The organism is Pseudomonas sp. 2024-210 (genome assembly GCF_045062345.1).
In the GTDB taxonomy this organism is placed as follows: domain Bacteria; phylum Pseudomonadota; class Gammaproteobacteria; order Pseudomonadales; family Pseudomonadaceae; genus Aquipseudomonas.
The window spans coordinates 59,610-84,498 of record NZ_JBJGEJ010000010.1 but is presented as its reverse complement, the minus strand read 5'-3'; the positions used below and the strand labels follow the sequence as shown (position 1 = coordinate 84,498).

Annotated in this window: 24 protein-coding genes and 1 pseudogene; 5 read left to right on the top strand and 20 right to left on the bottom strand. The window is 58.8% G+C overall.

Features of this window, described 5'->3' with window-relative positions:
* Positions 1-5: 5 nt before the first annotated feature.
* From icmH to tssA, 13 genes are all read right to left on the bottom strand, one after another.
* Positions 6-902 carry a type IVB secretion system protein IcmH/DotU gene (gene icmH, locus ACI7MX_RS15370; RefSeq protein ID WP_314484974.1) on the bottom strand — a complete coding sequence of 299 codons (897 nt, stop codon included), beginning with the start codon at positions 900-902 and terminating at the stop codon, positions 6-8.
* Between the two features lie 5 nt (positions 903-907).
* Positions 908-2,239, bottom strand: coding sequence for a type VI secretion system baseplate subunit TssK (gene tssK, locus ACI7MX_RS15365; protein WP_405589929.1), 1,332 nt, complete (start codon positions 2,237-2,239; stop codon positions 908-910).
* Positions 2,240-2,241: 2 nt separating this feature from the next.
* Positions 2,242-2,745: a type VI secretion system lipoprotein TssJ gene (tssJ, locus tag ACI7MX_RS15360; protein ID WP_405589926.1), complete on the bottom strand. Its 504-nt coding sequence runs from the start codon at positions 2,743-2,745 to the stop codon at positions 2,242-2,244.
* Entirely contained in the window at positions 2,742-3,935 is a 1,194-nt protein-coding gene (gene tagH, locus ACI7MX_RS15355) for a type VI secretion system-associated FHA domain protein TagH (protein WP_405589923.1), read from the bottom strand. Before tagH ends, tssJ begins: the two co-directional genes overlap by 4 nt.
* Positions 3,936-3,952: 17 nt before the next feature.
* Positions 3,953-4,093, bottom strand: a complete 141-nt coding sequence (locus ACI7MX_RS15350; RefSeq protein WP_314484960.1) for a type VI secretion protein — start codon at positions 4,091-4,093, stop codon at positions 3,953-3,955.
* Between the two features lie 85 nt (positions 4,094-4,178).
* Positions 4,179-5,693 (bottom strand): sigma-54 interaction domain-containing protein, encoded by a 1,515-nt coding sequence (locus tag ACI7MX_RS15345; RefSeq protein ID WP_405589920.1) that lies wholly within the window; start codon positions 5,691-5,693, stop codon positions 4,179-4,181.
* A gap of 10 nt (positions 5,694-5,703) precedes the next feature.
* Positions 5,704-8,298, bottom strand: a complete 2,595-nt coding sequence (gene tssH / locus ACI7MX_RS15340) for a type VI secretion system ATPase TssH (RefSeq protein WP_405589917.1) — start codon at positions 8,296-8,298, stop codon at positions 5,704-5,706.
* A gap of 6 nt (positions 8,299-8,304) precedes the next feature.
* Positions 8,305-9,312, bottom strand: a complete 1,008-nt coding sequence (gene tssG, locus ACI7MX_RS15335) for a type VI secretion system baseplate subunit TssG (protein WP_405589914.1) — start codon at positions 9,310-9,312, stop codon at positions 8,305-8,307.
* Positions 9,276-11,063, bottom strand: a complete 1,788-nt coding sequence (gene tssF / locus ACI7MX_RS15330) for a type VI secretion system baseplate subunit TssF (RefSeq protein WP_405589911.1) — start codon at positions 11,061-11,063, stop codon at positions 9,276-9,278. Before tssF ends, tssG begins: the two co-directional genes overlap by 37 nt.
* Before the next feature lie 55 nt (positions 11,064-11,118).
* Entirely contained in the window at positions 11,119-11,526 is a 408-nt protein-coding gene (gene tssE, locus ACI7MX_RS15325) for a type VI secretion system baseplate subunit TssE (RefSeq protein ID WP_405589908.1), read from the bottom strand.
* A 12-nt stretch (positions 11,527-11,538) separates the two neighbouring features.
* On the bottom strand, positions 11,539-13,014 hold the full coding sequence (gene tssC / locus ACI7MX_RS15320; protein ID WP_314484943.1) for a type VI secretion system contractile sheath large subunit: 1,476 nt from the start codon (positions 13,012-13,014) through the stop codon (positions 11,539-11,541).
* Positions 13,015-13,042: 28 nt separating this feature from the next.
* The gene (gene tssB, locus ACI7MX_RS15315) at positions 13,043-13,549 is read right to left on the bottom strand and encodes a type VI secretion system contractile sheath small subunit (RefSeq protein WP_405589903.1); all 507 of its coding nucleotides are present in this window, start codon (positions 13,547-13,549) and stop codon (positions 13,043-13,045) included.
* Between the two features lie 35 nt (positions 13,550-13,584).
* Positions 13,585-15,141: a type VI secretion system protein TssA gene (gene tssA / locus ACI7MX_RS15310; protein ID WP_314484939.1), complete on the bottom strand. Its 1,557-nt coding sequence runs from the start codon at positions 15,139-15,141 to the stop codon at positions 13,585-13,587.
* Between the two features lie 415 nt (positions 15,142-15,556).
* Here tssA and ACI7MX_RS15305 point away from each other — a divergent pair, with 415 nt between their 5' ends.
* The 4 genes and pseudogenes from ACI7MX_RS15305 to ACI7MX_RS15290 all read left to right on the top strand — a co-directional run.
* Positions 15,557-15,799 (top strand): exodeoxyribonuclease VII small subunit, encoded by a 243-nt coding sequence (locus tag ACI7MX_RS15305; protein ID WP_122782043.1) that lies wholly within the window; start codon positions 15,557-15,559, stop codon positions 15,797-15,799.
* On the top strand, positions 15,796-16,683 hold the full coding sequence (gene ispA, locus ACI7MX_RS15300; protein ID WP_405589898.1) for a (2E,6E)-farnesyl diphosphate synthase: 888 nt from the start codon (positions 15,796-15,798) through the stop codon (positions 16,681-16,683). Before ACI7MX_RS15305 ends, ispA begins: the two co-directional genes overlap by 4 nt.
* A gap of 132 nt (positions 16,684-16,815) precedes the next feature.
* Positions 16,816-18,714 carry a 1-deoxy-D-xylulose-5-phosphate synthase gene (dxs, locus tag ACI7MX_RS15295; RefSeq protein ID WP_405589895.1) on the top strand — a complete coding sequence of 633 codons (1,899 nt, stop codon included), beginning with the start codon at positions 16,816-16,818 and terminating at the stop codon, positions 18,712-18,714.
* A 103-nt stretch (positions 18,715-18,817) separates the two neighbouring features.
* Positions 18,818-19,252: pseudogene (locus ACI7MX_RS15290) on the top strand (TonB-dependent receptor); the annotation flags it as partial.
* 36 nt (positions 19,253-19,288) lie between these two features.
* Here the strand turns inward: ACI7MX_RS15290 and ACI7MX_RS15285 are convergent.
* Positions 19,289-19,381 (bottom strand): hypothetical protein, encoded by a 93-nt coding sequence (locus ACI7MX_RS15285; RefSeq protein ID WP_405590048.1) that lies wholly within the window; start codon positions 19,379-19,381, stop codon positions 19,289-19,291.
* On the opposite strand from ACI7MX_RS15285, the gene ACI7MX_RS15280 reads away from it, so the two are divergent.
* Positions 19,346-20,662 (top strand): TonB-dependent receptor domain-containing protein, encoded by a 1,317-nt coding sequence (locus ACI7MX_RS15280; protein WP_405590045.1) that lies wholly within the window; start codon positions 19,346-19,348, stop codon positions 20,660-20,662. The two genes, ACI7MX_RS15285 and ACI7MX_RS15280, sit on opposite strands and share 36 nt — an antisense overlap.
* 140 nt (positions 20,663-20,802) lie before the next feature.
* Here the strand turns inward: ACI7MX_RS15280 and ACI7MX_RS15275 are convergent, their stop codons facing one another.
* The 6 genes from ACI7MX_RS15275 to ribE all read right to left on the bottom strand — a co-directional run bounded on the left by ACI7MX_RS15275 (position 20,803) and on the right by ribE (position 24,849).
* The gene (locus tag ACI7MX_RS15275; protein WP_405589892.1) at positions 20,803-21,594 is read right to left on the bottom strand and encodes a cobalamin-binding protein; all 792 of its coding nucleotides are present in this window, start codon (positions 21,592-21,594) and stop codon (positions 20,803-20,805) included.
* A complete protein-coding gene (locus tag ACI7MX_RS15270) occupies positions 21,594-22,013 on the bottom strand; it encodes an MFS transporter (protein ID WP_405589889.1) in 420 nt (139 codons plus the stop codon). Before ACI7MX_RS15270 ends, ACI7MX_RS15275 begins: the two co-directional genes overlap by 1 nt.
* Entirely contained in the window at positions 22,010-22,627 is a 618-nt protein-coding gene (ribA, locus tag ACI7MX_RS15265; RefSeq protein WP_314484927.1) for a GTP cyclohydrolase II, read from the bottom strand. Before ribA ends, ACI7MX_RS15270 begins: the two co-directional genes overlap by 4 nt.
* A 273-nt stretch (positions 22,628-22,900) precedes the next feature.
* On the bottom strand, positions 22,901-23,860 hold the full coding sequence (thiL, locus tag ACI7MX_RS15260; RefSeq protein WP_405589886.1) for a thiamine-phosphate kinase: 960 nt from the start codon (positions 23,858-23,860) through the stop codon (positions 22,901-22,903).
* Between the two features lie 15 nt (positions 23,861-23,875).
* Positions 23,876-24,376, bottom strand: coding sequence for a transcription antitermination factor NusB (gene nusB, locus ACI7MX_RS15255; protein ID WP_405589883.1), 501 nt, complete (start codon positions 24,374-24,376; stop codon positions 23,876-23,878).
* Positions 24,373-24,849, bottom strand: a complete 477-nt coding sequence (gene ribE, locus ACI7MX_RS15250; RefSeq protein ID WP_405589880.1) for a 6,7-dimethyl-8-ribityllumazine synthase — start codon at positions 24,847-24,849, stop codon at positions 24,373-24,375. The genes nusB and ribE overlap by 4 nt, the downstream gene beginning before the upstream one ends.
* Positions 24,850-24,889 lie beyond the last annotated feature (40 nt).

Sequence of the window (24,889 nt, the reverse complement as noted above, 5' to 3'; positions counted from 1 at the left end):
CCCTTTTACGACTGCGGCTGAACAACCGAAGAGTCGAGCTGCTGATACGGTCGCAACACCGCTTCGCGTTGCTCACCCAGCACCCAGGCAAAGCCTGAGAACATCACCACCAGGCATCCCGCCGTGAGAGTGCCCAGCACCCAGCCCGGCACACTGCGGATAAACCGGTGACGTTGGTCGGTGAGGCCTTGCCAATGGGGCGAGAGCTCGCGGGGCACATCGCCGCGCAAGTGACGGATTTGTCGGTACAGGGCATCGCGAATGGAGTCGAGCTCGGCGGTGCCTCGATTGACCACCCGGTATTTGCCCTGAAATCCCAGGGACAGGCACAGGTAGATCAGCTCCAGCAGCGAGAGGTTGGCGACAGGGTTACGGCACAGTTGCTCGAGTACGTGGAAGACCTTTTCACCGCCAAAGGTTTCGTTGTGCAGGCTGCTGAGCAGGGTGTGCTGCGACCATTCGCTTTCATAACCCCACGGGGTGGTAACGACTGTTTCATCGAGCACCGTGCTCATCACGTACCTGGCTTTCATGGCCAGGTCGTAGTCAACACCGTTGTAGAGGGCCTCTTGTACAAAGGCGTTGAGGTCATTAATAAGCTGTTCACGCAGCTCCGGGATGCCGGGGGCCACTTCGCTGTGCTTAAGGCCGACCACGCAAGACAACAGGCCACTGGCCGCGGCCACCAGCGGATTGAGGCTTACATTGAAGTTGCCCGCAGCCTGCAATCGGGCAGAAAAAATCATTCGGTCTTCGAGCTTTTCAATGGACGGTGGTGGCGATTGATCCGTCAGCACTGGCCCCTTGATCACTACCGGCTGCGTGGCCCGCGTGCCCGCGCCGGGCTGTTGTTTGGTCGCAAGCGTGGTTTTGTCATCTTCCATGGGAGTGTCTTGGCTCATGGCGATTAATTCCTGATGGACCAGAATTGCAGTTCAAGTTCTGAAAACTCGCCCGACACATGGAACGCAAAACCACCGGAGCGCTCCATCTGCGTCACGTCATCGGGGCTGAGGTCGAGGCTGAAGTAAGTTTTGGCGGCGTTAAACGGGATTTGCCGGGGAGCCACCGCCAAGGGTTTTATCTTGAAGCCTGGCAGGTGCAGGTTGACCAACTGACGGATGCCTTCGACCGGCCCCACTTTGAGGTGCGCCGGCAAGCGGTGGCGCAGTTCTTCGCTGTCGCAATTGGCTTTTGCCACCAGCACGTAGGTGGTGAGCGCGAGGGCGTTGTGATCGCTCATCTGCGAGACGAGAATGCCGTATTGACGTGCTTCCAGTTTCAGCTCGTTGGCATGCTGCTCCAGTACCATCGACAGCACTAGGCGAATGGCTTCCATCAACTCGCGAAAGCTTTCGCCCTGATTGCTGTGCTGGTAGTGAGTGTCGAGTTGCGGTCGCTTGCTGTCACTGGCAAAGGTGGCCAACTCACCCAGCATCGCCAGCAGTGCGCAATACAACTCTTCGGGGTGCAGTTGCTCCAGAGCCAGATAATGCTGCAGCACCAACTCCGTGCGGTTGATCAGTTGCAGCATCATGAAGTCACCGACTTCAGCCCCGCCGACCTTGCCATTCGAGCGAATACGCGCTGCCAGCGTGTCACCCCGCAGGCTCAGCATGCCGATGACTTCTTTCAAACAAGACAGTACGTAACTCGACGCATGGCTGTGGATAAAAGTCGGTACGAATTGCGCGTCAAGGCTGATAGCGCCGTCGCTGTTGGTGCCTAAAATTCGGCACAGTTGCAATTTGACGCAGGCCTGATCGCTTTGCTGCTCACCCAGCAGCAAGCGAAAGTCGGGACGGGCGCAACTGACCTGACTGTTGGCGTTTTCGCCAGCGTTGGAGTCACTGACTTCGGTTTCATAAGCGACATAACGCGCCAGTACGTCCACCTGATCCTTGCGGCGCGCCTCGATGTGATTGCCGGTGACCAGCGGCAGTGCCAGATAAACGGCCGTTTTGCCCGTATTAGGCGGCACATCCAGAGCCAGAAGTTCGCTGCTGCCACCCAGGTCGAACAAGCTGCCATCGGGCAGCACGCCTGACGCCTGGCTAACGACCAGCTTACCCATGCTGAGAAACTGCTCGTCGACCTCCAGGCTCAAGAACCCCCAGGTGTAACGCCCTAATAATCGGGTGCGGGTTTTCATTTGTTGATCGTAATAACGATCGTTGTGCTGAAAGTGCTGCGGGCGCAACAACATGCCTTCCAGCCACAAGACTTTGTGTGTGGTCATGCTCAGTGACCTCCCTGTTCAGAGGCTGTGTCGGCACTGCGTATGCCGGTCTGATCGAGCACCAGATTCGATTCAGTCAAGGCCATTGCCGTAAGAGGTACGACGTAGCGCCATTGGCTTTGAGGCAGGTCACGGTAAGCCGCCAGCACGCCGACATAGCGACTGCCGGGCTCAACACTGAGTTTGAGTTGCACTGTTTGCCCCGGGCGTAGCTCCAGCTCTTCACTGGTCACCAGGTCAGGAGCCAGTGACTCTTTAGCGCGCTCATAGAGGCTGAAGAAGTCAGCATTTTCGAAGGCAACCGGGTGTTTGAGTTCGAACAACCGAACCACAACCGGTGACGGGCGCCCATGCAGGTCAGGGTTGACCTGATCACTCGCGCTTAAGTCGAGGTTGAGCTTGGTCACACTGGAATACGGCGACAGCGTCGTGCAGCCAGTGAGCAGCAGTACGGCAAAAGCCAGCATGGCCTTGAGATAAAGAGGTGGGCATGGCATGCGCATCATCCTTGAGTGTCGGTGTTAAGGGTCGAAATAAGCCGCACTTGCTCTTCGTAGGCTTGCGCAAAATCACGCGCCAACATGCGTTCACACCAGTCATCGTCTTGTTGCAGGGCTTGGTGGTAACGACTGAACGCGCGCCAGCGGCTGCCCGATGTGGCGAACCAGTGCTGATGGCCGTCGCGCTCCTGACGCAAGGTCAGTTGTTGCGGCGAGAAATGTTCAAGGCTGGCGCGCACCGCGGCGCGGCTGGCACTGAGCAGCGCGACCTGATGCGCCTGCAAATCACGAAAGGCGCGCCAGACCGCTTGTTCAGCGGTGAGTTGATGAGCCTTGTGGGGCGCCAGCAACTGGCTCAAGGCTTCGCCAGCGTCATGGGTCGACGTGAGCGGGTTGTGCCGGGTGCCGGGAATAACCGTACGGGCCAACCGAAGCTGGTTTTTCAGCTCGCTGCGGGTCCAAAGACTTTGCTGCACACCCGCCAACGTTTGTTTAAGCAGACTGGCAGCCTTGATAGCCAGCGCCTCACGCCCGGCTTGGTCCAGGGCCAAAACATCAACACCCAGTGCGGCCCCGAAATCGGCCCAGAAGCCATCCATGTCGGGCACATGGGGTTCGCGTTGAGGCGCAGGGGCGGGTGCTGGCGCCGCTTCAACCAGTTGCGGCACGCTGAGATTTTCATAATCCAGAGGCACGCGATCAGTGAGCTGAAGGTCCATCGACACCGACGCGTTTTCGCTCTGCGTGATATCGAACACTGAGTAATTCGGTTCCTCAGGCTCGAGCGGATCAAGCGAATCGCGGCCCATAAAGGCATCGTCCGGGATGCTTATGGGTTGAGGCTGTTTGGCGAGCTGTAATGCACGTTGCAACTCGTGGGGCAGACCAGCACGGATCTCGAACCGGTCCAGAGAGTAGCGGGTGCCGTGCCCAATTCGCTCAGGCTTGTCACGGACCAAGTAGGTGCCCGTACCATTGACCTCGACACCGTTGGTACTGGTGTCGGTGATATAGAACGCACCGTCGAAATAGCTGATGGTGACGTGATATTTGGACACTTTTTTCTCGCGATCGACCACCTGCCACGTGCAGTCGACATTGCGGCCTATCACCCCGCCCTTCTCGTCAAAGCGTTTGTGCATTAGCTGCGTGGCGGTGAGTGACGGGTGGCTCAGCAACTCAAAAATCAATTCCATGTTCAGACTCCTTGCGGTCATTTGCCGCGATTGACCGCCTGCGGATCACCCAATGGGCGATAGCTGTTGTCGTTGAATTTGTAATTGCCGCTACAGCCGCTCGCACCACACAGCACGGCGAGGGTCAGCAGGACGGCGTACCAGTGACGAGCAGTCATAGGGAGAGTCTACAGGGGGTGATCAGGTCCGCGGCTTGACCCGTCGAGGACCTTGCGGGCAAAGGCATAAAGCAGTCAGAGGGCATCACGAGGCCATGGCCTTGATGTCATCCGCCACGATGTTCAGGCGCTCCAGTCGATACAGCAGCGTGCGTCGCGCCAAGCCCAGCTCGTGAGCGGCGCGGGTCTGGTTGCCGGCGTGCTTGCGCAAACAGTCGAGTAACAGTCCGCGCTCCACGTGCTCCATGCGTGCCCGCAGGCTCAAGTGGAGGGGGACAGGGCTGACGTCTGTGCGCAATGAGAAATGCTGGGGCTGTAATTCGCTGCCGTCACACAGCAGAACGGCCCGTTCAACCAGCCCTTTTAGCTCGCGAACGTTGCCAGGAAAGGCGTACCCCACCAGCAGGGCCAGCGCCGCGTCACTCCAGCGCACGGGCTTGCGTTGCAGAAATTGACACGCCTTGTCTGCGAAGTGCCGGGCCAGTTCAAGCAGGTCGCCTTCGCGCTCGCGCAAGGCGGGCAGCTCGATAGGGAACTGCGCCAGACGGTAGTAGAGGTCTTCGCGAAAGCGGCCCTGGCTGACCAGCTCTGTCAGGTTGCGGTGGGTCGCCGCGATGATGCGCACATCGATTTTGTGGGTATCGTTGGAACCCAAGGGCCTGATTTCACCCTCTTGCAATACGCGCAGCAACTTGGCTTGCAGCGACAACGGCATGTCACCAATTTCGTCCAGCAGCAAGGTGCCGCCGCTGGCCGCGTCAAACAGCCCGACACGGTCACGGTCGGCACCCGTAAATGCGCCTTTGCGGTAACCAAACAACTCGCTTTCGAGCAGATTTTCAGGGAACGCTGCGCAGTTCTGCACAACAAAGGGCTGGCTGCGACGGGCGCTGCTGTCGTGAATGGTGCGCGCAATCACTTCTTTGCCGGTACCGGTTTCGCCCAATAGCAACACGGTGTAAGGGCTATGGATCACCTTGTTGATCAGGCCATAGGTGTGGCGCATCACTGCACTTTTGCCCACCAGCCCGGTTGCCTTGATGCCCCGTTCAGGCGGCAAGAGGACCTTTACCCCCTGTTGCAGCACGCGATGCTGCATCACGGCAAACGCCCCCAGCGCGCTTAACGATGGCGCATAACCCTGAAGTTCGATCGCTTCGTGGCTGGCCGCCAACAACAGGCCTTCAACCGCGTGGTGCGCGTTCACCAGGGGTACACACAGCAAGGAGCGCCAGGGCTGGCTGTGTGAGGGCAAAAAGCCAAGGTCGTAAACGCCCGCATTCAGATCGCTGATGCACACCACCCTGTTTTGACACAGGGCAAATTGCAGCAGTTGCTCCCCGGTGTAATCAGCCGGTACACCGGTGCCATGCGGCGGTTGTGCGCAGCCTTGACCCTGACAGCACTCGGCCAGACGCTCCAGACGCTTGTGAGAGGCATCGAGCAGATACAGTTGGCCCAGCTCACACCCCGTCAGGGGCGCAATTGCGCGAACGCACTCCGAGGCCGCTGTCGCAGCGTCACCGGCCCTGGCCACACAGGCAAACTGTTGCAACAGCAACTCGGCATAAGCCAGCGGCTGCGCGACGTGCGCGAACATCTGCGCCACCTTATGCAAACTCACACAGCACAGCGGCGTTGGTGTCCAGCGTGGCGTGCACGCGGGTCAAGGTTTGAGCGTTGGCCATTGCGTCCAGCAAGCGATCAGCAATCAACGGCAGGACATGCGAGTCGAGCAGGTAATCGATAAGGCGCGCACCGCTGTCACTTTGCGTGCAACGTTCGGCCAGATGGTCGACCAGCCCCTGGCAATGACTGAACTGCAAGTGACGCCGCTGTAAGCGCTCGCCAAGGCGCTGAAGTTTGATTTCAACCAGCTCACGCAATACCGGCCCACTGACCGGGTAGTAAGGCACCACGCGCATTCGGGCCAGCAACGCCGGTTTGAAATGGTTGCTGAGCACAGGGCGGATGCTCTGCTCCAGGGTTTCGGCGCTCGGCCGGGCGCCGTTTTCACACAGGGTGTTGATGCGTTCACTGGCCAGATTGGAGGTCATCAGGATCAGCGTGTTGCGAAAATCAATTTCACGGCCCTCGCCATCATTGGCCACGCCTTTGTCGAAGATTTGATAGAACAGGTTGAGCACATCGGGATCGGCTTTTTCGACCTCATCGAGCAGCACCACGGAGTAAGGCTTCTGGCGCACGGCCTCGGTGAGCATGCCGCCCTCGCCATAACCCACGTACCCCGGAGGCGCGCCGATCAGCCGCGACACGGTGTGTTTTTCCTGAAACTCAGACATGTTGATAGTCGTGATAAACCGCTCGCCGCCGTACAGCAGGTCGGCCAACGCCAGTGCGGTTTCGGTCTTGCCGACCCCGCTGGGGCCGACCAGCAGGAAGACTCCGACTGGCGCATCCGGTTTATTGAGGCCCGCGGCCGTGGCGCGCATTGAACGATCCAGCGCATGAATCGCCTGTTCCTGCCCGCGGATACGGTTGCGCAGATCGCCACCAAAACTGGCGACCTTGGCACTGTGCTCGCGGGCCAGTTGCGTGACCGGAACGCCCGTCCAGGCACTGATGACCTCCGCGACCAAACGCGGGCACACTTCGAAACTCACCAGCCGCTCGATACCGTGGGCGTCGCTCAGCGCACGGTGGGTTTCGTTAAGCTCGGTTTCGAGGCCTGCAAGGCTTTCGCAAGCCTCGGTTTGCGCCGTGTCTCGGGCCTCGGCCACTTGCTGACGCAAGTTCAGAAGCCTTTGCGCCAGCGTGCGCTGTTCGTCCCAACGCACCTCTAGCGCCGCACGCTCGCTTTCCGCCTCGTCCAGCCGCTCGACCAACGCCGCCAATACGGTCTGGTCGATAAGCAACCCCGCGTCGGCATCACGTTGCATGGCCTGTTGCTGCCGACCGCCCTCGGCCAGTTCGCCGCGCAAGCGCTCCAGACGTTCCGGCGCGGCTGCCAAGCTGATTCGCACTCGGGCGCAGGCGGTGTCGAGCACGTCCACCGCTTTGTCGGGCAGTTGACGACCTGCCAGATAGCGCGCAGACAACTCGGCAGCCGCTACCACGGCGTCATCACGCAGATAGATGCCGTGGCTCTTTTCATAAACTTGCGCCAGACCGCGCAGGATGGTGACGGCCTCACTGACGGTCGGCTCATGCAGTTGCACGGGCTGGAAACGCCGCGCCAGTGCCGGGTCTTTTTCGAAGTATTTTTTGTACTCGCCCCACGTCGTGGCCGCGATCGTGCGCAACTCGCCGCGCGCCAGCGCCGGTTTGAGCAGATTGGCGGCATCCGAGCCGCCCACGTTGCCCCCGGCACCGATCAGGGTGTGGGCTTCGTCGATAAACAGAATGATGGGTGTGGGCGAAGCCTTAACCTCGTCAATCACGCCTTTGAGGCGACGTTCGAACTCGCCTTTGACGCTGGCCCCGGCTTGCAGCAAGCCCATGTCCAGCGAGAGCAATTCAACGCCTTGCAGCACGGCAGGCACTTCGCCCGCGGCAATACGAGCAGCCAGGCCTTCGACAATCGCCGTTTTCCCCACGCCCGCCTCACCCACCACAATCGGATTGTTTTTACGCCGACGGGCCAGAATGTCGATCATCTGTCGAATCGCTTCGTCACGGCACAGCACCGGGTCAAGCTGACCTGCCCGGGCCTGTTCGGTGAGGTTGTGGGTAAAACGAGCGAGCAATGATTCACCCGCAGCTGCCGGCTTGCCGTTAGCAGGCGTGTCTTGCTGTGACAGCGCGAAGCCTTTCAATCGCTCGATATCCAGCTTCGCCAGCAGCACTTGATAGCGGCTGCCTGCATAACGCATCGGGTTGCGTAACAAGGCCAAAATCAGTGCGGCCTGATCCACCTGACTTTGGCCCAGCTCAAGGCTGGCAACCAGCAGCGCGTCCTGTAACCACTGCACCAACTCCGGGGCGAATACCGGGTTGCGTGACGGGTTGCTCTCGGCGTCGGACTGCAACGCTGCGCTCAACTGACCGGCATCCATATCGGCATCCAGTAATGCCCTCGCCAGTAGCCCTTGTGGGCGTTCGAGCAACGCCAGCAGCAGGTCTTCCACCAGAATTTTATTGGCACCCCGGGCAACACAACGCTCGGCACAGCCTTCCAGGTCGCGCCGGGTTGGTGCGTCCAGTGCCTGTATCAGTTGTTGTAGGTCTACATTGATCATGGCCATTGTTCCTTAATGAATTTTGCTGCCAAGGGTGACGACGCCGTCGGCCTGCTCACGGCCCAACCAACTGGTCCAGCCAAGGCGGCAGGGGTTGACTTCGGCAATGCGCAATTCGCGAATTTCTTCGTGTCGCAGGACCAGCCGTATGTCGTAATCCAGCGGATCACGCAGGGTGAACCGCACCAGCGCGCACAGCGGCTGATAGCCCGTGCCAATCGGCAGCAATTCGTGAAAGCGTTCCCACGACAGTTGGCGGATATGAATGCGGAACTTGCCACTGCAATCGCGTACCCGCTCACCCAACACCAGGCTCTCGCTGAACTGGTGATTGGCCATGCCCAAGCGGTTGCGCTGCTCGTGCAGAATGTCGACGCGCCGTTCGATGCATTGCTCGATGGTCAACTCGGCGTGTTTGAAGTAGTAGCGCAGCACCGATTCGATCAGGGCTGCGGAATGCGCACGCAAACTCAGCAAACCCAGATAAGGCAGCAAGCGCCGCCAGTTCAGTTCCTTGGCATCGCGGATGGTCTCGCCACCCAGGCCAATGAGGGCAAACAGCTGACTGGAAAAGGGATCCGTGGCGCCTTTTTGAAAGCGGGCGCGGTAGCGGTATTTGCGCCATATCGGCAGCATGAGCCGCTGTAATCGATGGTTGAACAGATCCATAAACACGCGCGTGGGATTGTCGTCATCGCTGTCACCCAGCGCCTGCTCGCAATAGAACACGGGCAAGGGCGAGCCCGCACCCACCAGGCCCATCACGTTAAAGCGCAGTCGCGCACGGGTTTGCCCGCGCTCGGTAAAAAACTCGACACGGTCAACGTCGCTGCCGGCAAAACCCAGGCTTGGGTTTGCGGTAAATTCCACGCGCTCGTAGAGCTCGTCTTCAGAGATATCGGGGTCGCCATTGCGCAGCCGGTCAATCACCAGCAGCACCGATTGAAACAGCGAGTACTCGCGTATGCTCTGGGCCAGCCCGCTTAAAGCAGGGGCTGTAGACCCATGCGGGGTGTCCATTGGTACGTTTCTCCCTGGGTGCTCTTGACCCGCAGTTCGTGATACGAATTGAGGCTGGCGTAGAGCGCAAAAAACTCGTTAAGCACCGATGCAAAAACAAACAGGTCGCCTTCACCGATGTAGCCTTGCGGGTCGATGGTCAGTTCGGTACGCAAACCTCGCAGCGGTAAGCCGCGGTGCAGCCGGTCAACGTGTTCGTGACGAATCGATTGGAGGCCGCCGAGCAGTCGTTTACTGACTCGTTCAGCGTGTTCGTCGTAGTAACGCGGTAAGTCGTAGGTTTCGAGAATCACCTTCAAGGCCTCTACGTTGGCCAACGACAAGTAATTGAGTGACATGTTGCTGATCAGCTTCCAGAGGAAGTCACGGGTGAGCGGCGGCGCATAGCTGGACGTGACCGCTGTGATATTGCTGAACTCCAGGTATTCGGGCGTACCCGGGCCGGTCAGGCAGATTTCGCCCGCCTTCAAGTTTCTGGGCAGGTTCTGGTTGGTGCAGGTCAGCTCTATCGAAAGGGTTTCGCTTTCTTCAGGCTGGCGTGCGCCAAAGCTCAGGTAGGTATCAAGCCCCTCATGCAGCAGCGCCGTGCGTTGGCGCACGCTGTAATGGGCCTGCTTTTTGCGAACGTCGAAACTAGGGTCGTGTTCAAAGGACTCGAACGGCACATAGTCCTGCAAACCACTGCCAGCGACTTTCCAGCCGGTCACCTTGTCGACCGAGAACACACCGCAATGCTCCAGTGCTAACCGTGAAGGCATCAGCAGGTATTCGTCCTGTTTGCCATCCAGACGGGTCGGCATCGCATCGTGGGTGAACAGGTTGACGATGGGCGTGCAGTACAGCTTTACGTTTTCCAGGGTGGGTTGCAGGCGTTGGGTGCTGCTTTTGCGAATATCGAAACGCAGCTCCAGCCCGCGCACCTTTTGCAGGTCGTCTTCAGACAAAGTCGCGAGCCGATCCAGCCCGTTCACGTCGACAAACAGAAACTTGTCCTGAAAGGCAAAGTACTCCTGCAAATAGCGGTAACCGCGAAAGGTGTTCATGGGGTAAGGGATCAGCGCTTCTTCTTCGGCAAACCCCACCGGCTGAACACGTTCAGGGCCAAGCGTGAAGGTCAGCGGGGCGTTGTCCGCGTCAGTCAAGCCTTTCCCGTGGGCATCCAGGGGCACCAGCACAATGTCGTGCAGATGGCGTAATAATCCGAGGTAGAGCATTTGACTGATGTAGCGCTCGCCAGCCAGATGCAGGCGCAGGCGGCTCAGCTTCAGTTCGCCCAGATGACCGTCACAGGTCATGTCCAGACGCAGGCTCAACATCGAGCCTTCACCTTTGACGGAGTGTTTGAGTTCAACCAGTTGCAAAGGCAGTACTTCGGTCGGGTAACAGGTTCTGAATTGACAGTTCACCCCCTCGACGGGTTTGCTCTCTACCCGAGATTCGCGCTCGACGCGCAAGGCGGGACCGGGGCGTTTGAGCGGTTGAAATTGCAACATGCTGAATGCCGGCAGCGGGCGCATGTAGTTGGGCCATAACAACTGCATCAGCGAATGGCTCAGCTCAGGCAACTCGTCATCCAGCTTTTGACGTAGACGGCCGGTCAAAAACGCAAAACCTTCCAGCAGCCGCTCGACATCCGGGTCGCGACCCGCCTGCCCCAAAAAAGGCGCCAGCGCCGGGCTGCGCTCGGCGAAAAGACTCCCCAGTTGACGCAGTGCTGTCAGTTCGCTTTGGTAGTAATGGTTAAAGGACACGGCGTTACCTGTTAATAGTCGGCGGCTACAGACATTGAAAAACCCTCACAACGCTTCACGTGACCGTGACCTTGCCACTGCCATTGAGCTCTGCCGTGAACCCGACATGGCGCTTGAAGCCTTCGACTTGCAGCCACCCTTCAATGCTGAAGGACAGCTTGAGCTCGCTGTCGCCTTTAGCCAGAGGCTTGACCTGTACCTGACTGAGGCGCGGCTCGTAGCGTGCGATGAATGACTCGATGGCCTCACGCGCCTGAGCCAGCGAGTCATGCAGGCTCAGGCGCATGTCGTTAAGATCGGGCAAGCCGTAGTCGGGCAGCGTTTGCACGCTGCCCGCCCGGGTGCTGAGCATCTTGGCCAGATGGGCAGCCACGGACGCCAGGACGCTGTCTTCACGACGCAGGGTGCTGCGGGTGTGCGCGTCGTCGCCCAGGCGTTCGAAAAGGCTGCCGTATCCAGTCATGAGCGGCTCCCCTTACTCTTTGTCCAGCTTGCCAACCAGCGACAAGGTGAAGTCAGCGCCCATGTACTTGAAATGGGGGCGCACGTTGAGGCTCACGCGGTACCAGCCAGGTTCGCCTTCTACGTCGCTGACGGTGATCTGAGCGGCACGCAACGGACGGCGGCCACGCACTTCAGCGCCCGGGTTCTCTTGGTCGGCGACGTACTGACGGATCCATTTGTTCAGTTCCAGTTCAAGATCGGAACGCTCTTTCCACGAACCCAACTGCTCGCGCTGCAAGACTTTCAAGTAATGCGCCAGACGGTTGATGATCATCATGTAAGGCAGTTGAGTGCCGAGCTTGTAGTTCAACTCGGCTTCTTTGCCTTCTGCACTGATGCCGAAGTTCTTGGGTTTCTGCACCGAACTGGCTGAGAAGAACGCAGCGTTGTCACTGCCTTTACGCATGGTCAGGGAAATAAACCCTTCCTCGGCCAGCTCGTATTCACGGCGGTCGGACACCAGCACTTCGGTGGGTATCTTGGTTTCGATTTCGCCCATGCTTTCAAAGTGGTGCAACGGCAGGTCTTCAACTGCCCCTCCGCTTTGCGGGCCGATGATGTTCGGGCACCAGCGGAATTTGGCGAAACTGTCGGTCAACCGGGATGCGAAGGTGTACGCGGTGTTGCCCCACAGGTAATGCTCATGGCTGTTTGCAACGGTTTCTTTGTAGACGAAGGTTTTGACCGGGTTTTCTTCCGGGTCGTAAGGGTTGCGCAATAGAAAGCGCGGAACCGTCAGGGCCATGTAGCGAGCATCTTCGGACTCACGAAAGCTCTGCCATTTGGCAAAATGCGGCCCGGCGAAATGGTCTTTCAGGTCTTTGAGGTTGGGCATGCCGGTGAAGCTTTCAATGCCGAAAAATTTCGGCCCGGCAGCGGCAATGAACGGCGCATGCGACATGCACGCGACGCTGGACACGTACTGCATCAGCTTCACGTCGGGCGAGCTAGGGGTCATGTAGTAGTTGGCGATGATCGCGCCCACCGGCTCGCCACCGAACTGGCCATATTCGGCGGTATAAATATGTTTGTAGAGGCCGGACTGCATGACTTCGGGGGAGTCTTCGAAATCGTCCAGCAGGTCTTCTTTGGAGACGTTGAGAATTTCAATCTTGATGTTTTCACGGAAGTTGGTGCGATCGACCAACAACTGCAACCCACGCCAGGCCGATTCCAGCGACTGGAAAGCCGGGTGGTGGAGAATTTCGTCCATCTGCAGGCTTAGCTTTGCATCGATCTCGGCGATCATGCGATCAACCATGGCCTTCTTGACTGGCTCGTGCTTGTTATGTGGCTTAAGCAACTCCTCGATAAACGCAGCCACGCCGCGCTTGGCAATGTCATAGGCATCGTCTTCGGGAGTGAGTCGGGTTTGCGCGATGATGTCGTCAAGGACGCTGTGCGACGCATTTTGATGGTCAGTTTGTTGGGTGGCGCGGGTGCTCATAAAGTGACTTCCTTTGCGGATAGAGGGCTCAAACGTCAGAGGCCGGAGTGACGACCAAGTCGAGTTCGCTCAGTACCCGAGCGCGGGATTCATCATTGGCCAGTACGCCTTCAATGGCCCTGCGAAAGCTCGGCGCATTACCCAGAGGGCCTTTCAGGGCCACCAGTGCGTCACGCAGCTCCATCAGCTTTTTAAGCTCCGGAACTTGATTCACCAGGCTGGCCGGGGTGAAGTCCTTCATGGCCCGGATACTCAGCGCGATCGCCAGTTCATCCGCATCGCCCTCGTCCTGAAGGCGATTGGGCACGCTCATGCTTAACTCCAACCCTTGCTTGGAAAGCACCTCGTCAAAGGTCATTTTGTCGATGGAAATAGGCTTGCGGTCTTCAAGCTTTCGATCATCAAAACGATGGATATAGTCGCCAACCACCAGCAGTTTGAGCGGCAGTTCGATTTCTTCCTGAGCCCCTCCGGTCGCGGGTTTGAACGTAATGTTGATACGTTCCTTGGGGGCTACCGAGCTTTCTTTGGCCATGACGTTTTTTCCTTGCGTGTGGGCGGCCCTGAGGCCTATTCGAGTACCACTTCCAGATCGAGGTGGCACAACCTGCGATACATCTCATCCTTGCGTTCTCGCACTTCGTGGTTCTGCGGCAGGAGCTCGCAGCAGCGATGTAGAAGACGCAAAACCTCAAGAACCAGATCGGGCTCCCATGCCTGTAGCCCGTTGCGATGGAGTTGCTGGTCGAGCATTTCGAGTTGGGTCTTGGCCAGTTCGTATTTCTTGGCCTGAAAGCACAGGCGGGCGAGCGTCATTTGCCAAAAGAAACGCACTCTCTCGCCCTGGACACCGGTCTGGGCCCGCTTGAGCAATTGCACGGCGGGTTTAAAACCACTGTCGCGAAAGGCCGCCATCGCTTCTTCAAGCGCGATCTCCCAGGCCGGCATTTGGGCCACCGCGGCCATCGCCACTGACTCGCTCGGAGCCTGAAGATGGGGCATCACCTGAGCCGCAATCCAGCTGCGGGTCTGCGGGTCGGCAAACGGCGCGCCGTCGTTGAAACGCAGCTCGACAAGCCCCGGCAGGCGCTGGAGCAACAGGGCCAAATGGTGCTCGACCTCACGCATTGCGCCATCGGCTTTCAACGCGTCGAGGCACTCCCAGACCATGCGCTGACCGTCGAGCCAAAACGGTGACTTGGTGAGGCTGGTCTCAAGATCGACCAACACATCGGCAAACTGCCCCTGAGCAATGCGATCCCTGTAACTTTTGAGCTTGTCTAACGGCAGTCCGCGCAATTGAGTGATGTGCTCCAGATTGCGCTCCGGGGTGACGTCGATGGCCAGCCAGGTCAGGGTTCGATTCAGGCGCAACGCGCGCGCATCGCTGGCCTGCTGTTTTAGCCACCACACACACAGTGGCCGGGCAACGTCCTGCAAACCACGCAACGCTTTGTGCGCGTCTTTTTCGTTTTGGAGGGGGGCAGTGGGTTCCAGCAACTGCGTGGCAACGTGCTTGACCTGCGCCACCGCCGCCGCAATTGAGCCTGACTCGGGCAGGCTTTCTGCTGCGCGCTGAACCATGCGGCCCAAGCGTCGGCAAATCGGCAACAGCAAGGGCACGTCATCGCCCATGTGCTGAGCCAACATGCTCTCCAGCTCCAACAGCAGCTCAACCATGTGCTTGAAAAGCGGCAATTGTTCTTTGATCGGGATGCTTTCGTTGAGCACCAGATCCAGGCGAGCCGCCAACCAGCTGATGGTCGCGCCACGGGTGCGCACCTTCAAAGGGTGTATGTGTGGCCAATGGTGTTTGCACAAGTAATGCAGCAGGCCCAGCCCGGCCAGTAACCCTTGATACGATTCTCGCTGATACAACGCCCAGGTCAGCCAGACGCCGGCACGCAAGTCTTTGGAATGGTCACGCAACAAGGCCTCGCTCTGTTCCATCACGACAAACCAGTCGACCTGGTTGTGTTCATGCATGGATTGCGACTTGCCCAACTCACGCTCCAACGCTTCGAACTCATTCGAATAACGCACGTCGTTGCCCGCGAAGTTATCTTTGAACACGGGCGTTTTAGCCAAGTCGATGTGGCGAGCAAACAGCTTGCTGGAGTAAGTCATCGCGTCACGCGCCCCATACTTGGGCGCATTTCGAAAACCATGCAAAGGCTAAAGGGATTGTTCACTGCGCTCGACCGATTCCATTCAAGTGGCGAGACCTTAGGCGATCGTTCAAAAGAAAAATGTCGGAATTTTCTGCAATTCCCAAAGAATCTTCCGCGAACACAAAAAAACCGCAAAACCCCGTGTTTTTAGGGGTAATCGCACACAATCGCGACTTTTTTCCTACAAGTTTCAAGGAGAAAACAGACGGGTTTTTTTAATGGCGATACATGGCCTGCAAAACCAAGTGATAAAAGGCTGGACTCAAAGAGAGTCATCCCACGCCAAGGCTTCATGAGCAGCCTTCCGATTTGCCCCAAACCCCGGTGTCTGCTAGTGTCGGCCGGTTAAAAAGCCTACCGAGACCGCCGCTATGGCCCGCAAAAAAACGCCCCTTGACTTCGAACAATCGCTGGCCGACCTGCAAACGCTGGTTGAGCGTCTGGAAAACGGCGAATTGTCCCTGGAAGACTCCCTGACCGCCTTCGAACAAGGCATCCGCCTGACGCGAGATTGCCAAGGCGCACTGGCTCAAGCCGAACAGAAAGTGCAGATCCTGCTGGAGCGTGATGGTGAGCTGGCGCAAGAGCCCTTTGATGCGGAACAGCCCGAATGATTGATGCTTACCAGACCAGCAGCCAGGCACGTGTCAATGCCGCGCTTGAGCACCTGTTTGTCGCCCCGGCACCTGAGCTGGCAAGGCTGTACGAGGCCATGCGCTATAGCGTGATGAATGGCGGCAAACGGGTGAGGCCGCTGTTGGCCTATGCCGCCTGCGAGGCGCTGGGTGTTGCCCCCGAACACGCAAACGGCGCGGCCTGTGCGGTAGAGCTCATCCACGCCTATTCGCTGGTGCATGACGATTTGCCGGCCATGGACGATGACGATTTACGCCGTGGTCAACCGACCACCCATAAAGCCTTTGACGAAGCCTGCGCGATCCTCGCGGGTGACGGTCTGCAAAGTTTGGCGTTCAGCACCCTCCTCGACCCGCAACTCAACAGGCTGGACGCCGAAACCCGCTTGCAGATGGTCTCGGCGTTGGCGTTGGCCGCAGGTCCGGCAGGCATGGTGGGCGGTCAGGCGATTGATCTGGGGTCGGTCGGCATCAAGCTCGACCGCACAGCACTTGAGTTCATGCACCGCCACAAAACCGGCGCCCTGATCGAAGCCAGCGTGCAACTGGGCGCTCTGGCCAGTGGTCGCTCTACGGCTGCCGACCTGGTTGCGCTCAACCTCTATGCACGGGCGATTGGTCTGGCGTTCCAGGTGCAGGACGACATTCTCGACGTTGAAAGCGATACCGCGACGCTGGGCAAACGCCAAGGTGCTGATATTGCCCGAGACAAGCCCACCTACCCCGCGCTGATGGGGCTGGAGGGTGCAAAAGACTATGCCTTGGAGTTACGCGATCAAGCCCTGAACGCGTTGCAAACTTTTGACACAGCTGCAGACCCATTACGCGCACTGGCCCGCTATATCGTGGATCGCCGTCACTAACAGGTCGTAAAACCCAGTTATTTCAGACAGCTTCTACTGCCAATGTCTGACTAACGAATGCCAGACTGCGTGGGCAGGTTACGTTCCATGAGGTAAACTGCGGCCTCTTTTATATCTATAACGATTCGCCTGATGCCAACGACGTTTCAAGAGATTCCCCGCACGCGCCCAACCACTCCTCTGCTCGACCGGGCGGGCACGCCTGTGGGCCTGCGCCGACTGGCCGAAGCCGAGCTGGAAACGCTGGCCGACGAGCTGCGCCTGGAACTGCTCTATACCGTCGGTCAGACGGGCGGGCATTTTGGTGCCGGCTTGGGCGTTATTGAACTGACGATTGCCCTGCACTATGTGTTCGACACCCCGGATGACCGGCTGGTGTGGGATGTGGGCCATCAGGCGTATCCGCACAAAATCCTCACCGGTCGCCGCGAGCTGATGCACAGTCTGCGTCAGAAGGACGGCATTGCCGCCTTCCCGCGCCGTACTGAAAGTGAGTACGACACCTTTGGCGTTGGCCACTCCAGCACCTCTATCAGCGCAGCGCTGGGCATGGCCATTGCCGCCCGCCTGCAAAACAGCGAGCGTAAAGCGATTGCTGTGATTGGTGACGGCGCGCTGACGGCGGGCATGGCGTTTGAAGCGTTGAACCATGCGCCCGAAGTCGATGCCAACATGCTGGTGATTCTCAACGACAACGACATGTCGATCTCGCGCAATGTCGGTGGCTTGTCTAATTACCTGGCCAAGATTCTGTCGAGCCGCACCTACGCCAGCATGCGTGAAGGCAGCAAAAAAGTGCTGTCACGCCTGCCGGGCGCCTGGGAGATTGCCCGCCGTACCGAAGAGTACGCCAAAGGCATGCTCGTCCCTGGTACGCTCTTCGAAGAATTGGGCTGGAACTACATCGGCCCTATCGATGGCCACGACCTGCCGACCCTGATCGCGACGCTGCGCAACATGCGCGACCTTAAAGGTCCACAGTTTCTGCATATCGTGACCAAAAAGGGCAAAGGCTTCGCCCCGGCCGAAGCGGACCCGATCGGTTATCACGCCATCACCAAGCTTGAACCTCTGGACGCGCCTAAAGCGGCGCCCACCGTGGCAAGCGGGCCCAAGTACTCGGCGGTATTCGGTGAGTGGTTGTGTGACATGGCAGCGGCGGACCCGCGTCTTGTCGGCATTACCCCGGCGATGAAAGAAGGTTCGGACCTGATCGCTTTTAGCGAGCGCTTCCCGCTGCGTTATTTCGACGTGGCGATTGCCGAGCAGCATGCGGTCACCTTAGCGGCCGGCATGGCCTGCGAAGGCGTCAAGCCGGTTGTTGCGATTTACTCGACCTTCCTGCAGCGCGGCTATGACCAGTTGGTGCATGACGTTGCCGTGCAGAACCTGGACGTCCTGTTTGCCATCGACCGTGCCGGTCTGGTCGGTGAAGATGGCCCGACCCACGCAGGCAGCTTCGACCTCTCCTACCTGCGCTGCATTCCGGGCATGGTCATCATGACCCCAAGCGACGAAAACGAATTGCGCAAAATGCTCACCACCGGGCATCTGTACAACGGCCCTGCGGCTGTTCGCTACCCGCGTGGCACCGGCCCGAATGCCCCCATCGAGAAGACACTTGAGCCGCTGGAAATCGGTAAAGGTGTCATTCGTCGCCAGGGCAACAAGGTGGCGCTGCTGGTATTCGGCGTGCAGCTGGCTGAAGCCCTGCAAGTGGCGGAAAAAATCGACGCGACCGTGGTCGACATGCGCTTCGTCAAACCGATGGACGAAGCACTGGTTCGCGAAATGGCCGACAGCCACGAGCTGCTGGTAACCCTTGAAGAAAACGCCATCATGGGCGGCGCGGGTTCGGCTGTCAGTGAGTTCCTGGCCCGTGAAAACGTGCTGATGCCTGTGCTGCACCTGGGTTTGCCGGATGTGTACGTCGAACATGCCAAACCGAGCCAGATGCTGGCGGAGTGCGGGCTGGATGCTGCGGGCATTGAAGCCTCGGTGCGTGTGCGGATGTCGTTGCTGGGGTTGTAACAACTCTCTTGTAGCAGCTCAGTGACTAGGCCGCAGGGCCTTCAACAACGGGGTTGCTACGCAACCCTTCGCAGCCTGCGGCAGCGGCTACAAGGTTGACACCATGAAACGCCTCGTACTGTTACTTGGATTTATACCCGCCAGCCCGCTGCTCGCCGACACCCTTGAACGCGAAAATGCGCTCAAGCTCCCGCAAACACTGATCACTGGCAACCGACAGGTTGAAGCGCGCTCGGACAGCACCAGCGCCAACAGTGTGTTCACCCGTGACGATATCGACCGCCTGCAACCCACGAGCCTGACCGATTTGTTGAGCCGGGTTCCTGGTGTGCAAGTCGCACGCAGTGGCGGGCGCGGAGGGTTGCCGGGTATCTATATTCGCGGCACCAAATCAGCGCAAAGCCTGGTACTGGTGGACGGCCAGCGCATGGCCAATGCCACGTCGGCGGACAGCAACCTGCAATACCTGAACATTGACCAGATCGAGCGCGTGGAAGTCCTGCGCGGCTCGCGCTCGGTGATCTATGGCAGCGATGCCATTGGCGGGGTGATTCAGATTTTCACCCGTCGAGGTTCAGCTCAAGCCCCTCAGCTCCGGCTGCACAGTGCCGTGGGCAGTTATGGCAGCACGCTGAACAGCCTCGGCATCTCCGGGGGCGATAGGCAAACCCGCTATAACCTGAGCGGCAGCCTCGAAAACACCGCAGGGATTAATCGCACGACCGTCTCGTACCCGGTGGATAACGACCACGACGCGTATCGCAATAAATCCGTGAGCTTGAATCTCAGCCACAACCTTACCGAGACCGTCGAAGTGGGCGTCAGCGCCCTTAAAAACACCGGCAAAACCGAGCTGGACGCCATGTACGGGCAAAAGGGTTACAGCGACTTTGATATCAGCAGTGTCGGCGGTTTTATCGACGCTCAACTCAACGACCGCTGGAACTCACGTGTCGAATGGGGTCATAGCGAAAACCGCGAGAAAACCCGGGACAAGCTCAGCCCGGATGTTTACGCCTTCAACACCTACCGCGACTCGCTGAACTGGCAAAACAATCTGTCACTCAATGACCAGCACAGCCTGATTGTGGGTGCCGACAGCTATGAAGACCGTGTGCGCAGCAGCACTGTTTTCGATGAAGACAGCCGCTGGAACCACGCGGCGTTTGTGCAACATCGCTTTAATGGTGATTACTTTTCGACCGAGCTGGGCGTGCGCCACGATCAGAACCAGCAGTTCGGCAGTCACAACACCTGGAGCGCGAGCCTGAGTGTGCCGCTCACTGTGGACAACGAGGTGCTGCTGTCTTACAGCGAAGGGTTCAGGGCGCCGACTTTCAATGATTTGTACTATCCGCAATATGGCAATCCGGCTCTTAAACCTGAATATTCGAAAAGTTACGAGCTGCAATGGCGCAGTCAGTTGACGGACAGCAGTCGGCTTGAAGCCTCGATTTATCGCACCGACATCCGAGATGCGATCGTGGCCGATGCCGATTTCATCCAGCAGAATATCGGAGCCGCACGGATCAACGGTTTTGAAAGTGCACTGCATCAGGAGTGGTTCGGCTGGCAGAGCAGTCTGGGGGTGGCCATTATCGACCCGCGGGATCGCGATACCGGTCACACCTTGAGCCGCCGCGCACGGCGCACCTTGAGTCTGGACCTGGATCGCCAGTTTGACCGCATCGGCGTCGGCGCCAGCTGGCAAGCGGTCAGTAACAGTTTTAACGACGATGACAATAAGCAGCCGATTGGCGGCTATGGATTGCTTGGACTGCGCGGCAACTGGATTGCCAGCCCGCAGTTACGGCTGGAGGTGAAAGTCGACAACCTGCTGGACAAATCCTTTACCCGAGCGCTCTACAGCTATGACGGCAATTACTACGGCTATCGCGAAGAGCGCCGCAGCGTGCAATTGGCCGTCACCTGGACCCCCACGCTGTGACATCACCGTAGCAGCTGTCGAGGAACGAGGCGGCGTCCGGCGGCGTAGCCGTCGTAAAGCCTAATTGCGCGGTGTCTCAATGAGTTTGAGATTTCAGGCTTTACGATCGCTGCGCAATCGGACGTCGCCTTCGGCAACTGCTACGGGTTAAGTTGTTCGCACAGCTGGGCGGTCGCTTCAATCATCTGTCCGCTTGGCCGCTCAAGGCCTTTGTCCTTCAACAAAAGCAGACGCCCATGCTTGACCGCATCCAGTTGCGGCCAGACCTTCCAGGCATCGAGCTGCGCCTGACTGCCAGCAATGATCACCTCGGGGTTACGCTGCAACACCGATTCGATACTGACTTGCGGCGCCGGGAGCTTAAGGTCGGCAAAGACGTTGCTTGCGCCACACACCGCGAGGGCGTCGCTGATAATCTGGCCTGCGCCTACGGTATAGAGCGGTTGATCCCAGACTTGATAGAACACCCGCAAAGGCTTGTCGCGACGGTACTCGGCTCGCAGATGAGCAAGACGCTCGCGCACCTGTGCTGCCAACGCTCGCCCGCGTTCAGGACGGCTCAAGACGCGCGACAGGGCTTCGATCTGGTTCGCCAGTTGATCGAGGCTAGTGGGTTCGGCGACATAGGTGGGCAAATTTAGCCGGTGCAGTTGCTCACGCTGAGCAACCCCTACGCTGCCGGGCCACAGCAGTATGAGGTCGGGTTGCAGGCTGAGCAAACGCTCCATGTTCAACTGACCATAGCGACCCACCGAAGGCACATCCGCCAGCGCCGGTGATGACTCACCGGCGTCCAGACGACCGACCAGCACGTCAGTAGCCCCCAGCTCGACCACCATTTCAGTCAAGGACGGTGCCAGGCTCACCACGCGCGAAGCCGCCATGGTGGGATTGCCCAGCGCCAGCAGCAACACCGCCAGCCAGATACGCATCAGCCGACCTGACGCGGTATGCGGTAGAGGTAAAACAGCAGCAGCGTGGAGACCACCAGCAACAGCAATGGCACGCCCTCAAGACCGACAAACACGGCCAGCGTGGCCATCCAGGTCGGTAAGCCCGCGACCAGCAACGCCGGATAGCGCACGCGGGCGAGCGTCGCCCAGGCTTCAGGTTCTTGCGGGGTGTCCAGGGATTTTTGCAGGGCGATCAACGCGTGTTTGTAAGGCCCGAAGAACCGCAGCGTGACAAACATGGAGGCAACGCCGGCGATGAAAAGCGGCATTTTCAGAAAGGGTAGCAAGGGGTTCGTTTCGCCAAAAAAAATGTGAGCTAACAAAAGGGGCAGCATTGTAAGCACAAGCTGCTGCCACCAACTGAAGCTCAAACGTCGGCGAATCTGCCCCCGGGTCACGCGGGATCGGCTTCGCTTTGATGCTGATTGCCCATCATGTGCCCGAGTTTGCTGGCTTTGGTCGCCAGATACAGCTTGTTGTGCGGGTTTTGACCCGTGTGCAGCGGCACACGCTCGGCCACTGTGATGCCCATGTCGGTCAAAGCTTTGACCTTGCGCGGGTTGTTGGTCATCAAACGCAGCGACTTCACACCCAGATGTTCCAGCATCGGCAGGCAGATGGCGTAGTCGCGCTGATCGGCAGCGAAGCCCAGACGCTCGTTGGCCTCTACCGTGTCTGCACCTCCATCCTGTAACTCGTAGGCGCGGATTTTATTCAGCAAGCCAATACCACGGCCTTCCTGACGCAGATACAGCAACACGCCCCGACCTTCACGCGCGATCGCTTGCAGCGCGGCTTCGAGCTGAGAGCCGCAGTCACAGCGCTGGCTGAACAAAGCATCGCCGGTCAGGCATTCGGAGTGGACCCGGCCCAATACCGGCGCCCCGTCTGCCACGTCGCCCAAACTGAGCACAACGTGTTCACGACCTGTGGCCTTCTCTAGGAAGCCATTCATGGTGAACTCGGCAAAAGGGGTGGGAAGTTTACATGCGGCAACAAAAGCGACGGGCACCGTGTGCTCCTGATCAATTTGAGTACTGGATATTCGCAGAGGCGGCATTGTAACAGGACGTTCCTACAGGCGCTTAGGCTGAATTGTGGAGGATAAATATCAAAAAGTTTGATGGCTTGCTGCACACGATTTCGTAGCAGCTGCCGTAGGCTGCGTCCGGCGGCGCAGCCGTCGCAAAATCAGCTGGCGCGGGCTATTAATTAAACCGAGTATTCTGATTTTACGATCGCTGCGCAATCGGACGCAGCCTGCGGCAGCTGCTACGGGAGCCAATCAAACGCCGAAGTGCTGATATCCACGCGTTGTCGGGGTGATGTCCTGCCCTTCGTCATCCAGCAGCGTTACGCCCTGCCCTTCAACAACACGGCCAATCACATGGATCGGCCAGCCATCAGCCACCAAGGTCGGGAGCTCTAGCGCGGGTAAGGTAAAGGCCAACACATAATCGTCACCGCCGCTCAACGCCGCTTGCAGCGCGCCGCTGTCGCCCAGAAATTCTTCCAGCGCCAGCGAGATCGGCACACGGTCCAGTTCAATCACCAGCCCCACCTTCGACGCTGCCGCGATATGGCCACAGTCTGCAAGCAAGCCATCGGAAATATCCAGGGCCGAGGTGGCTTTGCCACGCAGTGCCTGCCCGAGTGCCAGCTGCGGTTGAGGCGACCAGTAGTGGGCCAGCAGCGGCTCGCTGATCAACGGTGCGGCGGCTCGCTGACCCAGCACCAGCGGCAAAGCGCCTGCTGCATTGCCCAATTCGCCGCCTACACACAGTAAATCGCCAGGGCGAGCGCCGCTACGCTTCAGCGCATCACCACGGGGGACACGCCCAAACACCGTCAGGGTCAGGCACAGCGGCCCGCGCGTGGTATCACCGCCGACAAGGTGCAGGCCACAGCGTTGCGCCATTACATTTAAGCCACGGGCGAACGCTTGCAACCAATCGGTTTGAACCGTGGGTAACGTCAGGGCAAGGGTAAACGCCAGAGGTGTTGCGCCCATAGCCGCCAAATCGCTGGCCGCCACTGCCAGCGAACGCTGACCGAGCAAGAAAGGGTCGCAAGGATCTGCGAAGTGCACCCCGGCTACCAGGGTGTCGGTGGAAATCGCCAGGTGTTCCCCTTGGGGAACATCCAGCAGGGCGCAGTCGTCGCCGATGCCCAGCGCAACCCCCACACCGCCCTGCGCACAGGGCGCAGCAGCGAAGAAGTTGCGGATCAGCTCAAACTCGCCCATGGCCGACAGCGCGGTTTAGCGCTTGTAAGCCTTTACTTCGGCTTCACGCAGACGTGGCGCCAGTTTGTCGAGCACACCGTTGACAAACTTGTGGCCGTCGGTGGAACCGAACACTTTGGCCAACTCGATGCCTTCGTTGATCACAACGCGGTAAGGCACGTCGACACGCTTGATCAGCTCCCAGGTGGACAGGCGCAGCACCGACAACTCGACCGGATCGAGCTCTTCGATGGTGATGTCCAGGCAAGGCGCCAGAGCGGCATCAATCTCGCCTTTGTGCGCAGGCACGCCGTGCAGGATTTCACGGAAGTAAGCAGCGTCAACGTCACTGAAGTCGTTATCGACGCGGAATTGCGCTTCGATTTCGTTCAGAGACTGCTTAGCCATGTGCCATTGGTACAGGGCTTGAGTCGCGAGCTGGCGCGCTTCGCGGCGCTTGGCGCTCTTGGAAGGCTTGCCAGCGTCCGCAGGTTTCGGGTCGCGCGGGTTGAAACGATCGCTTTCGTCGGAAATCACTTGGCCTCCAACTGTGCCAACAGGCTAACCATTTCAAGGGCGGACAAGGCAGCTTCTGCGCCTTTGTTGCCGGCTTTGGTGCCGGAGCGCTCGATGGCTTGTTCAATCGAGTCAACGGTCAGTACGCCGAAGGCAACCGGTACACCGAACTGCATGGACACTTGGGACAAGCCCTTGGTGCACTCGCCAGCAACGTATTCGAAATGCGGAGTACCGCCACGAATCACAGCGCCCAAGGCGATGATGGCGGCGAATTCGTTGCGCTGGGCAACTTTTTGCGCAACCAGCGGGATTTCAAACGCGCCAGGAGCGCGGATGAGGGTAATGTCGCTTTCGTTCACACCGTGGCGAACCAGGGCATCAACGGCACCACTCACCAGGCTTTCGACGACGAAGCTGTTGAAGCGGCCGACTACTAACGCGTAGCGACCTTTGGGGGCGATGAAGGTACCTTCGATGGTCTTCAGGGTCATTCGGTATGTCTCGTATTAAAGAGCCAGAGCGCACTTGCGT

Excerpts from the sequence above, each read along its gene's own strand:
- icmH (WP_314484974.1), bottom strand. The coding sequence starts at position 902 with ATGAGCCAAGACACTCCCATGGAAGATGACAAAACCACGCTTGCGACC.
- tssK (WP_405589929.1), bottom strand. The coding sequence starts at position 2,239 with ATGACCACACACAAAGTCTTGTGGCTGGAAGGCATGTTGTTGCGCCCG.
- tssJ (WP_405589926.1), bottom strand. The coding sequence starts at position 2,745 with ATGATGCGCATGCCATGCCCACCTCTTTATCTCAAGGCCATGCTGGCT.
- tagH (WP_405589923.1), bottom strand. The coding sequence starts at position 3,935 with ATGGAATTGATTTTTGAGTTGCTGAGCCACCCGTCACTCACCGCCACG.
- ACI7MX_RS15350 (WP_314484960.1), bottom strand. The coding sequence starts at position 4,093 with ATGACTGCTCGTCACTGGTACGCCGTCCTGCTGACCCTCGCCGTGCTG.
- ACI7MX_RS15345 (WP_405589920.1), bottom strand. The coding sequence starts at position 5,693 with ATGTTCGCGCACGTCGCGCAGCCGCTGGCTTATGCCGAGTTGCTGTTG.
- tssH (WP_405589917.1), bottom strand. The coding sequence starts at position 8,298 with ATGGCCATGATCAATGTAGACCTACAACAACTGATACAGGCACTGGAC.
- tssG (WP_405589914.1), bottom strand. The coding sequence starts at position 9,312 with ATGGACACCCCGCATGGGTCTACAGCCCCTGCTTTAAGCGGGCTGGCC.
- tssE (WP_405589908.1), bottom strand. The coding sequence starts at position 11,526 with ATGACTGGATACGGCAGCCTTTTCGAACGCCTGGGCGACGACGCGCAC.
- tssC (WP_314484943.1), bottom strand. The coding sequence starts at position 13,014 with ATGAGCACCCGCGCCACCCAACAAACTGACCATCAAAATGCGTCGCAC.
- tssB (WP_405589903.1), bottom strand. The coding sequence starts at position 13,549 with ATGGCCAAAGAAAGCTCGGTAGCCCCCAAGGAACGTATCAACATTACG.
- tssA (WP_314484939.1), bottom strand. The coding sequence starts at position 15,141 with ATGACTTACTCCAGCAAGCTGTTTGCTCGCCACATCGACTTGGCTAAA.
- ACI7MX_RS15305 (WP_122782043.1), top strand. The coding sequence starts at position 15,557 with ATGGCCCGCAAAAAAACGCCCCTTGACTTCGAACAATCGCTGGCCGAC.
- ispA (WP_405589898.1), top strand. The coding sequence starts at position 15,796 with ATGATTGATGCTTACCAGACCAGCAGCCAGGCACGTGTCAATGCCGCG.
- dxs (WP_405589895.1), top strand. The coding sequence starts at position 16,816 with ATGCCAACGACGTTTCAAGAGATTCCCCGCACGCGCCCAACCACTCCT.
- ACI7MX_RS15275 (WP_405589892.1), bottom strand. The coding sequence starts at position 21,594 with ATGCGTATCTGGCTGGCGGTGTTGCTGCTGGCGCTGGGCAATCCCACC.
- thiL (WP_405589886.1), bottom strand. The coding sequence starts at position 23,860 with ATGGGCGAGTTTGAGCTGATCCGCAACTTCTTCGCTGCTGCGCCCTGT.
- ribE (WP_405589880.1), bottom strand. The coding sequence starts at position 24,849 with ATGACCCTGAAGACCATCGAAGGTACCTTCATCGCCCCCAAAGGTCGC.